Raw genomic sequence first — 16,999 nt, 5'->3', positions numbered from 1 at the left:
AGTGGATGTGCGTACTTGTTTGAACTCCTTTAATAGTAATGTCTTCGTGCGATTAAATAGAACTTAGGAGAATGTTTAATGTATCGATTAGTTCTTCGGTACGTACTTCTAAAGCTTCTCCAGTTTTTCTAAGTTTCAATTCAACAATGTTTTCTTGAGCTTTTTTACCTACTGTAATTCGGATAGGCATTCCGATTAAATCTGAATCTTTGAATTTTACACCGACACGTTCATTACGGTCGTCTAATAAAACTGAAAAACCAGCACTTTGTAATGACGTGTATAGCTCATTTGATAAGCTAACTTGATCATCAGCTTTCATATTAACAGGAATCAAATGTAATTCATATGGTGCTAAGTGTCTAGGCCAGTTCAAACCTTCCTCACTCGATTGTTGCTCGGTAATAGCAGAAAGTAAGCGACTAACACCAATTCCGTAACAACCCATCACTACTGGTATAGAACGTCCATTATTATCTAAAACCGTAGCATTCATTGATTCTGAATAACGAGTACCCAATTTAAAGATATGACCTATTTCGATTCCTTTAGTGAATTTCAATACTCCTTGTCCATCAGGCGATAATTCTCCTTCTTGAACAAAGCGTAAATCAACGTAGTCTTCAATCGATGAATCACGATTTAAATTAACATTCAAATAATGATAGCCATTTTCATTCGCTCCAGCAACAGCATTGACCATGTCTTGGACATACACATCTGCAAGGACTCTTACATCTTCACTAATGCCAACTGGGCCAATCGAACCAGCGTTTACACCAAGATAGTTAACTGTTTCTTCATCGGTTGCTAACTGTAAAAAGGCAACATCAAGATAGTTTTTTAATTTAACATCATTTACTTCATGATCGCCACGGATGATGACTAAAACAGGCTTTTCATCTGCAATGAATAATAGACTCTTCATAATTTTTTCTGGTGCTACTTGCAAGAATTCAGAAACCTCAGCAATCGTTTTGCTAGTTGGTGTTTCAACTTTTTCTAAAGCTTTTTCATTCTCAAGCGATTTTTTATGCATATGGAAACTTGTAGCCATTTCTAAGTTTGCAGAATAGTCACTTGAATCTGAATAAACGATTGTGTCTTCGCCGATATCCGATAAAGCCATAAATTCTTTCGAATTGCTGCCTCCCATTGCACCAGCGTCACCAATAATACTTCTAAAATCCAGACCGCAACGTTCAAAGATTCTTGTATAAGCTTTTTCAAAGTCTTGATAGGTTGCATCTAAGCTCTCGAAACTGTCATGAAAAGAGTAAGCATCTTTCATAATAAATTCTCTTCCTCTTAGTAAACCAGAACGAGGACGTTTCTCATCACGGAACTTTGTTTGAATTTGATACAAAGAAAGTGGTAACCGTTTATATGAAGAAATTTCATCACGTATCAAAGTTGTAAAAGCTTCTTCATGAGTAGGTCCTAAAAGGTAGTCACGTCCATGACGGTCCTTTAATTTCATCAAGTCTTCGCCATATGTTTCATAACGCCCAGATTCTTCCCATAATTCACGTGGCAATAATGAAGGCATCAACATTTCAACTGCATTGATTTTTTCAAATTCTTCACGCATAATATTTTTCAATTTCTCTAATACACGTGTTGCCAATGGCAGGTAGCTATAAACACCACTTGATAGTTGTCTGATGTATCCAGCCCTTAACAACATTTTATGGCTAAGAACTTCTGCCTCATTGGGTACATCTCTTAAAGTTGGAATAAATAATTTTGATTGTTTCATCGTTTGCTGTCTCCTTTTTGACACGTTAAATTCATCTTTATCAAATTTTTGTTAGGCTTTAATTAAAAAAATACGTTTGGATATCGTTCCATGTAACTAACACCATCAGTAACAGCAGTAAGGCGACACCAACCAATGTGATCATGCCTTCCTTCTCTTCACTTAATGGTTTGCCTCGTACACCTTCTACAATGTTTAATAGCAGTTTCCCACCATCAAGACCTGGAATAGGCAACAAATTCACGATTCCTAAATTTACACTTAAAACAGCTAGCCAATTGACTATTCCAATTAATCCTGTTCTAACAACTGTTTCAGTCGTTGCATAAATAGCAACCGGGCCACCAAACATGTCAATTGAGAACCCTTTTGTAAACATCGAACCTAGCACAGTAAACAATTGAGTCATCCAAAACCACGTTTCAGTAAAACCAAAACTGATTTTCGCCCAAAATGATGTATCTAAACTATTTTCTACACCAATTTGACCAACTTCGGTTCCATCAGCCGTTTCATTAGCAGCTGGTGTTAGTGGCACTGTTTTCTCAGTTCCATCAGCTGATTCGATATGAAATAGCAATTCCTTATCAGGATTCACTCGTATAATTTCTACCATTTCAGTCCAGCTGGTGATCTTTTCATCATCAATCTGAACAATACGGTCGCCATCTTTTAAGCCAGCTTCTGCTGCCGGGCTATCTGGAACCACCGTACCTAAAATATTTTCTTGGCTGACTACTCCACCTTGCATGAAAGCAAGCACCATAAATGCAACCGCAGCTAAAATAAAATTGTTCATTGGACCTGCAAAGTTTGTCATCATTCTTTTTGGCAAACTAGCAGCTTGAAACTGAACGTCAAGTGGTGCAATCTGAACTTCTGTACCATCTTCTTCTATGATCATAGCATCCCTTAGTACTGGGTAACGGACCAAGTTCGTTTCATCTCCGGCTAAGTAACCCTCTACATATAAGTCTTTTTCTAAATCAATAGCACTTACTTCCATTGGGACAGCATCTAATAATTGCTTCTTCTTATAATTATTGATTAATGTCACTTCATTATTATCGTTTACTATTAAGCCAATCGGTGTACCTGGTTTTATTTCAGTTTCTTCTTCGTATCCAGCCATGCGAACATATCCGCCTACTGGTAAGATGCGAATTGTAAACGTTGTTTCACCTTTACGATAAGAAAATATCTTAGGCCCAAACCCAATAGCAAATTCTCTAACTAAGATACCTGCTTTTTTTGCAAAATAATAATGTCCAAATTCGTGAAAAATAACTAAAATACTAAACACTATAATAAAGGTAATAATGGTAGTGATCATATACTCTCTCCTTTAGCACTTCATTAAAAATTTGTTCCTGATTCTCTAATTAAACCTGCATACAAAACAAGTTTAATTCTATCATAAGTTGAGTGTAATAACCAATCGACTTATCAATTTATTGTCTATATGAGAAAAGTAGCCATCACAATAAAGGACAACTACTTTCTCGTTTCAATATGAAGATTAAATCAATCCTGAAAAATAAAGGATTGGCAACACAAAAAGCAAGCTGTCAAAACGATCTAAAATACCGCCATGACCAGGAAGCAAATTACCAGAGTCTTTTACGTTGTAATACCGCTTAAATGCAGATTCAACTAAGTCTCCAAGTTGTCCAGCTACTGAAAGAACAACGGTTAGAGCTAACATCAAACCAGTAGTGTAGTTTTGTGGATAGAAAGTCAAATAAATGAACCCTACGATTAAAGCCATAACTACTCCGCCTAAAGCACCTTCAATTGTTTTATTAGGGCTGATTGATGGAGCAAGTTTGTGTTTACCCAATTTTCTACCAATCAAGTACGCTCCAATATCCGTTGCCCAAACTACAAATAAAACAAATAACAATAAATCTAACCCTGAATGCCTTGTTAACAACAAGAATCTAAATCCATACCCTATGTACATTATTCCTAGAACTGAAACCGCAACGTCATCAAATGTAAAATTGTTTTTTGAAAATACGGTACAAACTAATAACAATAAGATAAAGAGATACAAAATCACTTGTGAGTTCATATACTCTGGCAAAAACATGGATACATAATGTGGAAATAATAATACTAATAATGCCAAAATAGAAATAATGCCTTCAATTGTAAAGAGCTTATTGCCCTTCATTCTAAATAGTTCAAATAATCCAATTATCCCTAGACCAGCAACTACAAATTCTAGAATCCAAGAACCCATATAAACGACTGGAACAAAAAGAATAAGAGCAACAATTGCCGTTATAATGCGTTGTTTCACTTGTGTTTCCTCCTAACTTAATTATAATCCCCCAAAACGTCGGTGTCGTTTTTGATAAACTCCGATAGCTTGTTCTAATGCTTGTTCATTAAAGTCCGGCCAAAGCTCTTGAGAAAAGTAAAATTCACTATATGCATTTTGCCATAGCATAAAATTACTGATTCGCTCTTCACCACTTGTGCGAATCATGAAATCAACATTTTGATAATCCTTTAACGCATGTGTCATTAAAGATTCTTCAAATAAAGATTCTGTAATATCTTCAACCTCAATTTCTCCAGCTTTCACTTTTTCAGCGATAGCTTTAGAAGCTTCAATCAATTCACTGCGTCCTCCATAGTTGAGCGCAAAATTTAATACCATACCTGTATTTTCTTTAGTATCTGCTATGGCCTTTTCGACAGCGTTGCGAGTATGTTTAGGGAGTTGTTCTATAAAACCCATAACTTGTACTTGAACGTTTTGCTCCATTAATTCAGGTACAAACGTGTCAAAAAAATCAACCGGTAATTGCATTAAAAAGCTTACTTCATCATCAGGACGTTTCCAATTTTCAGTTGAAAATGCGTAAAGCGATAATACCTTTACACCCATTTGACTTGCTCTTTTGGTTACTTTTTTTACAGTATTCATTCCTTCTTTATGACCAGCGATTCGAGGCATGAATTTATTTTGAGCCCAGCGTCCGTTTCCATCCATAATAATAGCAATATGTTGTGGAATTTTTTCATCAGCATTAAAAGAAACAGCTGTGATTTCTTTTTCTTTTTGATTTCTTTTCTTAAATAACCAGTTCAAGAGTTTCCCTCCACTTCGTAATTCACCATTACTCATTGTAGCAAAAAAGGGGGTAAAATCCTATTAAATTTAATAATAAACAATTTTTTTAGTAAATCCTTAAGAAATAGCAATAGTTATGTCATTGGATTCTTTTATAAAATTCGTACACCCTCTTATTTATTCACTAAATGATAGCAATGAGAGCCTTTTAGTGGGCTCAAAAAATGAATAATGCTATAATAAATTATACTCAGTTAGTTACTTAAGGAGGACACTAAAATGAACAGAAGAATTAAAAAATTCATAGTCGGTTTAATTATTTCCGCTATAGTAACCAAGTTAACGAGTTTGTTAATGGGTGACGATAAAAGAAAAGCTTAATTTAAACTGCTTTTCATAAATAAAAGCACTACAGAACCTTACGTAAAGGTCTGTAGTGCTTTTTACTTGTTCCAAAATTATACGTCTAATAATTCTTTTTCTTTATCTGCAGCGATACCATCAATATTTTTAACACTATCATTTGTAATTTTTTGGATGTCTTCTTCAAAAGTCCGTAAATCATCTTGAGTAATTTCGTTATTTTTTTCTGCTTTTTTCAATTCATCAATTGCTTCACGACGAATGTTACGAACGGAAACTTTAGCATTTTCAGCTTCTTTACCCACTTTTTTTGCTAATTCTTTACGGCGCTCTTCTGTTAATTGCGGAATGACCAAACGAATAACATTTCCGTCATTTGCCGGACTGATTCCAAGATCACTTTGCATAATTGCTTTTTCAATATCAGAAATAGATGTTTTATCAAATGGAGTAACCATTAACACACGAGGTTCTGGTACTGAAATTTGAGCCAATTGTTTTAAAGGTGTTGGTGCTCCATAATAGACAACATTAATTCTGTCTAATAGTCCTGCATTTGCACGGCCTGCACGAATTGTTCCTAGTTCACGTTGTAAAGCACCTTCTGTTTTAACCATTTTTTCTTTCATTGTTTCTAAAATTGCGTTTGTCATAATTATTTCCCCCTAACCGTTGTTCCAATAGTTTCACCTAATGCAACACGTTTTATGTTTCCAGTTTCATTTAAATTAAATACGACCAATGGAATGTTGTTATCCATACTCAAAGAACTTGCAGTTGTATCCATTACTTGTAAACCTTTATTAATGATTTCCAAATGTGTTAATTCTTCAAATTTTGTAGCTGTTTTATCTAATTTTGGATCCGCTGAATAAATACCGTCAACGTTATTTTTAGCCATCAAGATAACGTCAGCATCAATTTCTGCTGCTCTTAAAGCAGATGTTGTGTCTGTTGAGAAATAAGGATTTCCAGTTCCACCAGCAAAGATGACAACTCGTCCCTTTTCTAAATGACGCACTGCTTTTCTACGAATATACGGTTCAGCAATTTGGCGCATTTCGATAGATGTTTGAACACGAGTTGGAACTCCTTCATTTTCAAGGCAATCTTGCAATGCTAATGCATTCATAACTGTAGCGAGCATTCCCATATAGTCTGCTTGTGCTCGCTCCATGCCCATTTCAGAACCAACTTGACCGCGCCAAATATTTCCGCCTCCAACAACAATGGCAATTTCTACGCCTAATTCTTTTACTTCTTTAATTTCTTTACAAATTTCTTTTATTGTTGGTGGTTTTATTCCAAATCCTGTATCACCAGCTAAGGCTTCACCGCTTAGTTTTAAAACAACACGTTTGTACTTTGGTTCATTCATTTATATTTCCCTCCATTGGCTCGTTCACTTTTACTATTTTACCATACTCTGACAGAAACTTCATTTAAAAGATGGACCTTGTACCGGTTCCTTTAGTGAGATCACTATGTATCAAATATTTACAGAACGAACAAGATGGCCACTCTTAACTAGCTCGGTCAAAAGCAAATGAGTCAACAAAAAACTGTAGTAAAAAAGGAACGCAACTGTTGCGCTCCTTTTTTAACTAAAATCGATTTATTTATTCACTTGATTCATAACTTCTTCAGCAAAGTTATCTTCACGTTTTTCAATTCCTTCGCCAACTTCAAAGCGAACAAATGATTTAACTACAGCACCTTTAGATGCAATATATTTACCAACTGTTAAATCAGGATCTTTAACAAAAGGTTGGTCAACTAAAGAAATTTCAGCTAAATATTTATTTAAACGGCCTTGGATCATTTTTTCAACAATATTAGCTGGTTTGCCTTCGTTTAAAGCTTGCTCAGTCAATATTTTTGTTTCGTGATCGATTTCTTCTTGAGAAACTTGGTCGCGAGAAACGTATTTAGGATTGATAGCAGCAATATGCATAGCAATATCGCGAGCAACATCTTCGTCAGTTGTTCCTTCAAGAACAACTAATACAGCAATACGTCCTCCCATGTGAGAGTAAGCTCCAAAAGCGTCTGCATCAGTTTTTTCAACACGCGCAAAACGACGTAATTCGATTTTTTCACCGATTTTAGTTACTGCTGCTAATATTTCAGTTTCTACAGTTCCATCTCCTGCTTTAAGAGATTGAGCCGCTTCAACAGTTTCAGGATTTCCTTCAGCAATTGCTTCAGTTACATCTTTAACTAATTTTTGAAATTGTTGATTTTTAGAAACAAAGTCAGTTTCAGAGTTGATTTCTGTAATAGAACCAACATTTCCGTTAACGTATACGCCAGCTAATCCTTCAGCAGCGATACGGTCAGCTTTTTTAGCTGCTTTTGCCATACCTGTTTCTCTTAAGTGATCAACTGCAGCGTCGATGTCTCCATCAACAGCAACCAATGCTTTTTTAGCGTCCATCATTCCAACGCCTGTCATGTCACGTAATTTTTTAACTAGTTGAGCTGTTACTTTTGCCATTCTATATTTCCTCCTAGTGAGTTGTATTAGTTTTTTATTAATTTTCATAAAAAAAGACTGTCTCGTCATGAAAGAAATGACGCCGCTTCGTAAAAAGTCGCTTCTCACTTCTCCCTACTCGAGACAGCCTATATCAATTTAATTAGTTATTATTCAGCGTTATTTCCTTCAACAACTTCAACGATTTCTTCAATTGAAGCAGTTTCAGAAGCTTCTGGTGCTTCAGCTGTGAAAGTTTCTTCAACGACTTCATCTTCACCTTGGTTTCCTTCAATCATAGCATCAGCCATTTTTGAAGTAATCAATTTAACAGCGCGGATAGCGTCATCGTTTGATGGGATGATAACATCGATTTCATCTGGATCACAGTTAGTATCAACCATTGCTACTACTGGAATGTTTAATTTGTGTGCTTCTTGAATCGCAATACGTTCTTTACGAGGGTCAACAACGAACATTACATCTGGAATTCTAGGCATATCTTGGATCCCACCTAGGAATTTTTCAAGACGGTCACGTTGTTTGATTAAGATCCCAACTTCTTTTTTAGGAAGGACATCAAAAGTTCCGTCTTCTTCCATTTTGTTGATAGCTTTCAAACGTTTGATACGTTTTTGTATAGTATCCCAGTTTGTTAATGTTCCACCTAACCAACGGTGGTTTACAAAGTATTGTCCAGAACGAATTGCTTCGTCTTTAATAGCTTCTTGTGCTTGTTTTTTAGTACCAACGAATAAAGCGATTCCGCCATTTTCAGATACTTCTTTCATGTAGTTGTATGCTGCATCAGCTAACTTAACAGTTTTTTGTAAGTCGATGATGTAGATACCACTTCTTTCTGTAAAGATATAACGTTTCATTTTAGGGTTCCAACGACGTGTTTGGTGACCAAAATGAACTCCTGCTTCAAGCAATTGTTTCATTGAAATTACTGCCATAATATATTTCCTCCATTGGTTTTTTATTTTCCTCCTTCAAATTCAACTGTAAGGAGACTTGACTAATCAAGCACCGTCCTTTACATCCTTTGAAGTGTGAAATAATTTTCAGTGCTTTTAGCACCGTTAATAATTGTATAGGATAAAGATAAAAAAATCAAGCCTAACTGTCGTTTTTTATTTCTTGCTACATCCCGATACTCAAAATTTCACGAATGTCATCTTCACTTAACTGACTTCCTTCTTTTTGAATTGTTCCGTCTTCTGTAATTATTTGATCAAACAAGGCTTTCTTCTCTTGTTGTAATTGGTCAATTTTCTCCTCAATAGTTCCTTCAGCAATTAGACGTAGCACTTGGACAACTTTTTTCTGTCCAATTCTATGTGCACGACCGGCTGCCTGTTCTTCAACTGCTGGGTTCCACCATAGATCATACAGAATAACCATATCGGCACCGGTAAGATTCAATCCTGTTCCACCTGCTTTAAGAGAAATAAGGAATACATCTTTTTCTCCAGCATTAAATTGATTCACCATTTCAATTCGTTCTTTAGGTTTTGTTTGACCACTTAAATAAAATGTTTCAATTTCTTGCTCATCTAATTCCTTTTCAATAATGGCCAGCATAGAAGTAAATTGAGAAAAGATTAAAATACGTCTTCCATTTTCTCTTGCAGTTTGAATCGTTTCTTTAAGTTGCTCCAATTTTCCAGAACTGCCTTCGTAATCATCAATGAATAATTTAGGATCACAACAAATTTGTCTTAGACGTGTCAATCCTGCCAAAATCTCAATGCGATTCTTTTTAAACTCTGCTCCATTCATGCTATTTACACTTTCTTGGATTCGTTGTAAATACGCAAGGTAGACAGTTTTTTGTTCTTTTGTCATTTGACTGTACAAATTGGTTTCAATTTTATCCGGTAACTCTTTCAGCACATCTTTTTTGATTCGTCTTAATACAAAAGGACGGATCATTTTAGCAATCTGCTCATTTGGAAGAGTTTTGAACTTTTTGATTGAAGGGAAAAATCCTGGCATAATTAATTGGAAAATAGCCCATAATTCTTCAATTTTATTTTCAATAGGTGTTCCACTTAATGCAAAACGTTTTTTAATGGTTAGGTCTCTTAATGCTTGAGACGTTTTCGTGTTATGGTTTTTCACCATTTGTGATTCGTCTAAAATCAGTGTGCTGAATGCCATTTTCTTGTAATGAACAACATCTTGCCTAAAACTAGGATAGGATGTGATCAAAACTTGATTAGGCTTAACATTTTCAATCAACTGCATTCTTTCTTCAGCTGTACCAGAGATTACAATACTTTCAACTGAAGGAGCGAATTTTTCGATTTCAAAATGCCAATTATAGATTAACGACGCTGGAGCAACGATAAGGAAAGGATCATTTTGTCCCTTTTCCTCAATTTCAGATAAAATATAAGTGATGACTTGAATCGTTTTTCCAAGTCCCATATCATCCGCTAAGATACCACCAAACCCATATTGAGACAACATCTTCAGCCACTGAAATCCTGTTTTTTGATAAGGTCTTAATTCTGCTTTTAAAGACTTGGGAACGTCAACCTCAAATTCCTCTGGGAAATTTAAATCGCGTATCAAATTTTTGAATTTCTTTGATACGGTTCCTTTAGTTTTTTCATCCAACGAGAATTTTTCATTTAATTCTAAGCCACGATAACTTGGTAGTTGGACCCCACCATTTTGAAATTTCTTTGTGACGCGTAATTCGTTCAATACATCACTGACTTGCTTAAAGCTTTCTGATTCTAGTGAAAGGATGGTTCCATTATCAAATTTGTGAAAAGCTTTTTTTTCTACTAAACTTTTTAATACATCATCAACTTCTTCAGGTGTAATCCCTTTAATGTCAAAACGAACGTCAAGAAAGGAGCCTTCATTTTGCAAGTCGATAATCGTTTCAGGATCAATTTGGTTCAAAAACATACTATCCAATAAATCATCTACATAAACAGTAGCATCTAATTCAAGTGTTGGGATTTCCTTTGTAAATAAGGTATAAAAATCATCATCACGAACCATACGTTTCGTATAATTTGTTTCTGTACGGTGGTAATCAAATCCAATAAGTTGATTGATAATTTTCATTTCTTTTTCACTGTCTCGAATAATTTGTACGCCTTCTTCTGGTAATTGATTCTTAGAAGGATCAGTAGATAAAATCATGTGTTTATAATTAAACTCTACTGTCGCATGTACTGCCTCATTCTGGTATTCAAAATAAACGGATGTTGCTAAAGGTTCTTGAACAAAAGAATCTTTCAATTGATCATCAATCGAAACATTTCCTATTTTCACAAGTAATGGCATAACATAGGCAGTGAAATCTGGCATATCCGCTGGTTCTATTGTAATATTGTCGCTATCGTACCGTTGTAAAAACTGTTGTAATGGACGATATGCACGCATCTGTTCTAATGTTGGCTGGAACACAATATTGTCCGCAACAAACCAATCGTATTCTTTAAGATGGCTGTCTGCTAGACTTGTAATGGATAACAGTACCGTATTATTCTTTTGGGAGATATCAAAAGAAAAGGGCATTTTATCTTCTACAAACATCATCGTTTTATAAGTGTTGTTTGCTGCAACAAACTGTAAATTCCCACTATCTTGTATATCTAAAAGCGTTTCTTCTGCTAAAGCAGTCATCAATATCAAATAACGACTGTTTGATAATAGTGATTTTGCATCTTTATTTTCTCCAGAAACCAGTTGAATGGATTTCTGTTGCTTGTATAGATTCGTTAAAATCTCATTGTCTTCTTTTTTAATCGAAATATCCTTAAAATTTATTTCTTGACCAGCTTTTAACTCCACTGTTTCCTTTTTGATAAAGCATTCTAAAAATAATGGCAAATCTTTTATAATATACATTTTATCTATTCCAGCTTTAAGACTTAAGGCTAGTACATCAAATGAGGTTCTTATAAGTGCAGTAGTCATTGGTTTTACTTCAACTTTATATTCCAATTTCAATGATTGTTTTTGTTTAGTAGAAGCAGTTATTTTTCTATTCTCATTTAAAAATATACGTGTAAAAGACTCCGTTAACTCTTGTCCTGGATTGGGTGAGTCAATAGCGACTTTTTTTGCATTTTCAGCTGTCATTATTCGGCTTATTTTTCTATCTCTCAATTCCAGTTCAACAGCAACTGTATGTTTGCAATAGCCGTGATTTTTCCAATAAAGACATTCACAAAAATCATCTTCCTTTGTTGAACCATCTAATTCAACATGAAATATATCGCTTCCCATGACTTCAGCAGACCATATTTTTTTATCTAATATTGAGTTGACTGAAAGGACGCGTTTTTCGGCAACGTATTGTCTTCCTTGCTCAATCACGCGTTCTGGTATACTCCATTTCATTCAACATTCCCCTACTTTCTTGCTTTTTATAAAATAATTATTTTTCAAGCACGTTTTTTTCTATCTCTCTATTGTACGTCATTATGGGTAAAAAAGAAAATTTTTTCTTTTAAATTTGTAGAGTTCTGCCGTTTTCATTCTGCAACTATTTTATAGATTCTAACTATCCATGGTTAAATTAAAAATAACTTGCTATAATACGGGTTATGAATCATACTATTAGTATAAAAATGTACTAGAAAATTGAATTAATGAGAGGTTGAATCATTTTGTTTTATAGAATTTTACGCGGCACTTTACGCTTTTTGTTAGCGATTTTAAATGGCAATGCCCATTATGAAAATCGTGACAAACTTCCAACAGATACATCCTATATATTAGTGGCACCCCATAGAACCTGGATTGATCCAGTCTATTTAGCACTAGCTGCTAGCCCTAAACCATTTACATTTATGGCAAAAAAAGAATTGTTCAAAAATCCTATTCTTAGTTGGGTCATCAGACACGCAAATGCATTTCCGGTCGATCGGGCTAATCCTGGTCCAAGTGCTATTAAAACACCTGTAAAAATCCTTAAGAAAGGAAATTTAAGTTTAATGATCTTTCCAACAGGAACAAGACACTCAAATGAAATAAAAGGTGGCGCCGCTACAATTGCTAAACTGAGCGGTGTGCCAATTATTCCAGCAGTTTATCAAGGACCCATGACTTTAAGTGGCCTGTTAAAAAGAAAAAAAGTGACCGTGCGTTTTGGAGACCCAATCACTATAGACCGTACAGTGAAGCTTTCAAAAGAAAATTTAAAGGCAATCGACGAACAAATCCAACAAGCTTTTGACCAATTGGATTATGAAATTGACCCTTCATTTAAATACGACTATAAGAAATAGCAAAAAGAGGAGCTAGGACAATTTGTCCCAGCTCCTCTTTTCGTTATAGATTAGAATATCGCGTTCATCTTCCACTAATTTTTGCATTTAATGAAAGCCTAAATGTTTTCGGACATACTATCCTCATTTTGAAGACCACTATTTTGCAGGCGATACATATCATAATAGATGCCATTTTGTTGAATCAACTCATCATGGTTGCCACGCTCGACAATTCTTCCATGGTCCAAGACAAGAATTAAATCAGCATCACGAATGGTAGATAGACGATGAGCAATAGCCAACGTTGTACGCCCTTTTCGCATTTTCCTGAGACCTTCTTGAATAAGCGTTTCGGTTTCAGTATCAATATTTGCCGTTGCTTCATCCAAAATCAATATTTTAGGATCAGTAACTATTGTACTTGCAAAAGAAATCAATTGCTTTTGCCCTGTTGAATAACTAGCTCCCCGCTCGATGACTTTAGAATCATATTGGTTCGCTAATTTCTCAATGAAGGTATCTGCTTGAACAAATTGGGCAGCTTCTTCTATTTGAAAATCTGTTATAGCTGGATTTTTCAAGCGGATATTGTCTTTGATCGTTCCGTAAAATAAAAAGGAATCTTGTAAAACTAACCCCATTTTTTTTCTTAATTCCTTTATCGGATAATTCTTAATAGGAACATCATCAATCAAAATCTCGCCTTCAAAGAATTCATAAAAGCGCATCATAACATTAATGATAGAACTTTTACCACTCCCTGTGTGGCCTACCAAGGCAACCGTTTGTCCGGGTAAAGCAACAAAAGAGATATCATTTAATACATTGTGTTTCCCATCATAAGAAAAACTCACATGTTTAAACTCAATTTTAGCAGCTTGAATTTCAGCGTCTGCTGTTTTGTGTTGTTGCGGTGTATATTCATCATTATCTAGTACATTCAACACTCGACTACTTGAAACAATACCATCTTGAAAGATACTCAAGCTGTCCATCATGCTTGTCATAGGATTAAAGAAATTGCGCGCATAGGATGTGAATGCATAAATAACCCCTACACTTATTGGTCCGTTTAACGAATCATATCCAAAAAAACCTAAAATAAGAATTAGTGAAAGGGTATATAGGAAATCAATGACTGGACTTAATAAAATTGAATTTGTCTTTACCATTGCATAACGCAGTTTGTAATACTCCATGTTCGTTTCATCAAACTCTTTTTGCAATCTTTTTTCTTGACGAAATTGTTGGATGATACTCATTCCATTAACTGATTCAGCTAATTTTGAATTTAACAAACTTAATTTTTCTCTCATATTTCGGTACAATCTTGAACTAAACTTTTGATAATACCAAATGACCACTCCTAATACTGGAATCAACGCAACAATCCATAGAGAGATTTGGACATTCAACAGCATCATAGCAATAAGAGATGTGATAACACCAAGCATCCCTTGTATAATAGTCAGAAATACCGACCAAAACTCTTTAATGGTTTCTGTGTCATTTGTTACTCTCGTAACGATTGAGCCCGCAGGAGTTTGGTCAAAGAAACGCATACCCAAAGTGTGCAACTTTTTAAAAATTGCATTACGAATATTTTCCACTGTTTGTTCTGAAGCCATATTGTATAAATAAAGGTTAAGGTACCAAAAAATAATTTTTACCAGCGTCATGCCAAAATAAATCAAAGCAAACATTCCGATGATCTGATTGGTTGCCGTTCCCTTTGATAAATAATTATCAATAAATACTTGAAGGATTCTTGGCAAAATAATATTTGTGACAGCTAACAAAACACCAAATAAGATACCCGCTGCGAATTGAATTTTGAAAGGCGAAGCAAACGTAATGATTCTTCTTAAAATAGTCACTTGTTCTTTAGTAGTAAATGATTTTGACCACGTTGATTCTTGTTCCATTAGTCTGCACCTCCTTCAATTTTCTGTTCAAGTTGTTGACTATCGAACATCTCTTTATACCATCCATTTTGAATGAGTAAATCAGCATGTGTTCCTCGTTCACTAACCTCACCATTATCGATAACGATAATTTCATCTGCATGCATAACACTGCTGATTCGATGAGCAGCTATAATCGTTGTTTGTTCAGATCGCTCTTTTTTCAAAGCGGATAATATTCTCTCTTCAGTTTTAGCATCTACTGCAGATAGAGCATCATCTAGAATCAACAGCTCAGGTTTAATAATCAACGCTCGAGCAATTGAGATCCGTTGTTTTTGGCCTCCCGATAACGAAACGCCTCGTTCTCCGACTACTGTGTCATACCCATTAGGCATTTCTAAGATATCGGTATGAATGGCCGTTAACTCTGCTGCTTTTTCAACCTCTTCTTGCGATAGTTCTGGATTAGCAAAACGAATATTTTCTTTGATACTTGTCGAAAATAAGAATTGATCTTGTGGTACGTAACCGATTTGCTGCAGCAAGGCGTCTAACGTGTAGTCTCTAATGTCTTCATTCCCATAGAGAATACGTCCACGATAACGATCGTATTCTCTTAAAAGTAATTTGAAAATGCTGGTTTTTCCAGCTCCTGTTTTCCCTACTACGCCGAGCGTTTGCCCACGTTTTAGTTCAAAATGAACCTCTTTTAACGTTGGAACATCAGATTTAGGGTAAGAAAATTTTTCAATGGAATACTGAATATCTCCTCTTATTTTTTTCGTTAATGCTGAAGGTTTTTCAATGATTTTTGAGCGTTCTAAAAGTAATTTCTCAACTCGATTGTAACTTGCACTTCCACGTTCCAAAATATTAAATAATCGGCCAATAGCAAACATCGGCCAAACCAGCATAGCTATATAATTGATAAAGGAAATTAGTTCACCAATAGTGATGGTGCCTGAGTTTATATATCTCCCACCCATTATAATGGTCAATACATAAGAAATGCCCATGATAAACGTAATCGTAGGGTCGAACAGCGAATCAATTTTATACACTTTTCGATTTTCAGCAACTACTTGTTTAGTTTTTTGTCTGAATTCTTCAACATCTTCATCTTCCTGCCCGAATGTTTTTAAGACTTTCATACCTGATATACTCTCTTGCGCTTTATCATTCATATTAGAAAAAGCCGCTTGCGCTCCTCTAAAACGCTCATGGAGTTTTGAACCCAAAACACGTGAGGCTATAGCAAGCAATGGGAGTGGTATCAATGCAATTAACGTTAACCTCCAATCAACCACTAGTGCCATGGCAATAATCGTTGTACCTCCTGTAATAACTGAATCCGCTAAGGTCAATATCCCGCCACCAGCAACATTTCGAACTGCTGTTAAATCATTCGTTGCATGCGCCATTAAATCTCCTGTACGGTACTTTTGAAAAAAACTATTGTCCATTTCAGTAAAGTGGTTAAATAATCGTGTTCTCAGTATTCGTTCCAATTTGGCAGATGTTCCCCAAATATTTACACGCCAGATGTAACGAAATAGGTAACTTGCAATCGCTGCAATTACTAAAATACTTAACCATTGGATCAACCTTTTAAGCGTTAACGTTCCTTGACCAACTTCATCTACAATAACTCCCACTATCCTAGGAGGAACTAATTGAATAATTGCTACAAGAAACAAAAATAACACACCAGTAATATACGCTTTTTTTTCTTGTTTAAAAAACCAACCTAATTTTTTATAAATTCCCATTTTCTTTCCTCACCCCTTTACTAATGATCCTGTTAACCAAAAAACGCGAACAGATAACTATCTGTTCGCACGTTAGTATTAATAAGACAGCATGTGTCCTTATTTCTTTTTAGTCGTTTTTGTTGTTTGTGTTTTCATTGACGACATCATTTGTTTAATTTTCTTTTCTGATGGTTTTTGTCCCATTTGCATCATTAACATACGCAACATATTTTCGTCAACTGGCGGATTTTTTTTGAAATAATCCATCATGTATTTTCTAGCAAGAAAGAAACCAGCGACTGCTCCACCAACTAAGGCTAAAATAATTAAAAAGATAGCAAGACCTAAATTCATTTTTGATTCACTCCTTTCGAACCTCTAAGTCTTAATTGTACTAAATATTAGTAGAAAA

At 35.1% G+C, this 16,999-nt stretch carries 13 protein-coding genes; 1 reads left to right on the top strand and 12 read right to left on the bottom strand.

Translation table 11 applies throughout. From position 1 onward, the window contains the following. Positions 1–52: 52 nt before the first annotated feature. From BLT48_RS02655 to BLT48_RS02615, 9 genes are all read right to left on the bottom strand, one after another. Positions 53–1,759, bottom strand: coding sequence for a proline--tRNA ligase (locus BLT48_RS02655; protein WP_089975003.1), 1,707 nt, complete (start codon positions 1,757–1,759; stop codon positions 53–55). A 58-nt stretch (positions 1,760–1,817) separates the two neighbouring features. Then, the gene (rseP, locus tag BLT48_RS02650) at positions 1,818–3,092 is read right to left on the bottom strand and encodes an RIP metalloprotease RseP (protein WP_089975000.1); all 1,275 of its coding nucleotides are present in this window, start codon (positions 3,090–3,092) and stop codon (positions 1,818–1,820) included. A 186-nt stretch (positions 3,093–3,278) separates the two neighbouring features. Then, on the bottom strand, positions 3,279–4,064 hold the full coding sequence (locus BLT48_RS02645) for a phosphatidate cytidylyltransferase (protein WP_089974997.1): 786 nt from the start codon (positions 4,062–4,064) through the stop codon (positions 3,279–3,281). A 21-nt stretch (positions 4,065–4,085) separates the two neighbouring features. Next, positions 4,086–4,898, bottom strand: a complete 813-nt coding sequence (uppS, locus tag BLT48_RS02640; protein WP_411155649.1) for an undecaprenyl pyrophosphate synthase — start codon at positions 4,896–4,898, stop codon at positions 4,086–4,088. A gap of 404 nt (positions 4,899–5,302) precedes the next feature. Beyond that, positions 5,303–5,860, bottom strand: coding sequence for a ribosome recycling factor (gene frr / locus BLT48_RS02635; protein WP_035022782.1), 558 nt, complete (start codon positions 5,858–5,860; stop codon positions 5,303–5,305). A gap of 2 nt (positions 5,861–5,862) precedes the next feature. Beyond that, positions 5,863–6,585, bottom strand: coding sequence for a UMP kinase (pyrH, locus tag BLT48_RS02630; RefSeq protein ID WP_013710712.1), 723 nt, complete (start codon positions 6,583–6,585; stop codon positions 5,863–5,865). 237 nt (positions 6,586–6,822) lie between these two features. Beyond that, positions 6,823–7,704 (bottom strand): translation elongation factor Ts, encoded by an 882-nt coding sequence (gene tsf / locus BLT48_RS02625; RefSeq protein WP_089974991.1) that lies wholly within the window; start codon positions 7,702–7,704, stop codon positions 6,823–6,825. Between the two features lie 149 nt (positions 7,705–7,853). After that, positions 7,854–8,642: a 30S ribosomal protein S2 gene (rpsB, locus tag BLT48_RS02620; protein WP_089974988.1), complete on the bottom strand. Its 789-nt coding sequence runs from the start codon at positions 8,640–8,642 to the stop codon at positions 7,854–7,856. 187 nt (positions 8,643–8,829) lie between these two features. Beyond that, a complete protein-coding gene (locus BLT48_RS02615; protein ID WP_089974985.1) occupies positions 8,830–12,057 on the bottom strand; it encodes a DEAD/DEAH box helicase in 3,228 nt (1,075 codons plus the stop codon). A 269-nt stretch (positions 12,058–12,326) separates the two neighbouring features. Here BLT48_RS02615 and BLT48_RS02610 point away from each other — a divergent pair, with 269 nt between their 5' ends. Continuing rightward, on the top strand, positions 12,327–12,947 hold the full coding sequence (locus BLT48_RS02610; RefSeq protein WP_035022767.1) for a lysophospholipid acyltransferase family protein: 621 nt from the start codon (positions 12,327–12,329) through the stop codon (positions 12,945–12,947). A gap of 98 nt (positions 12,948–13,045) precedes the next feature. Here BLT48_RS02610 and BLT48_RS02605 read toward each other — a convergent pair whose 3' ends face one another. The 3 genes from BLT48_RS02605 to BLT48_RS02595 all read right to left on the bottom strand — a co-directional run bounded on the left by BLT48_RS02605 (position 13,046) and on the right by BLT48_RS02595 (position 16,941). After that, positions 13,046–14,854, bottom strand: a complete 1,809-nt coding sequence (locus BLT48_RS02605; RefSeq protein WP_089974982.1) for an ABC transporter ATP-binding protein — start codon at positions 14,852–14,854, stop codon at positions 13,046–13,048. Next, complete coding sequence (locus BLT48_RS02600) at positions 14,854–16,605, bottom strand: ABC transporter ATP-binding protein (protein WP_035022761.1); 1,752 nt, start codon at positions 16,603–16,605, stop codon at positions 14,854–14,856. Before BLT48_RS02600 ends, BLT48_RS02605 begins: the two co-directional genes overlap by 1 nt. Positions 16,606–16,704: 99 nt before the next feature. Next, complete coding sequence (locus BLT48_RS02595; protein WP_035022758.1) at positions 16,705–16,941, bottom strand: YneF family protein; 237 nt, start codon at positions 16,939–16,941, stop codon at positions 16,705–16,707. Positions 16,942–16,999 lie beyond the last annotated feature (58 nt).

The organism is Carnobacterium viridans (assembly GCF_900102725.1).
In the GTDB taxonomy this organism is placed as follows: domain Bacteria; phylum Bacillota; class Bacilli; order Lactobacillales; family Carnobacteriaceae; genus Carnobacterium_B; species Carnobacterium_B viridans.
This window is presented reverse-complemented; position numbering and strand designations above follow the sequence as displayed.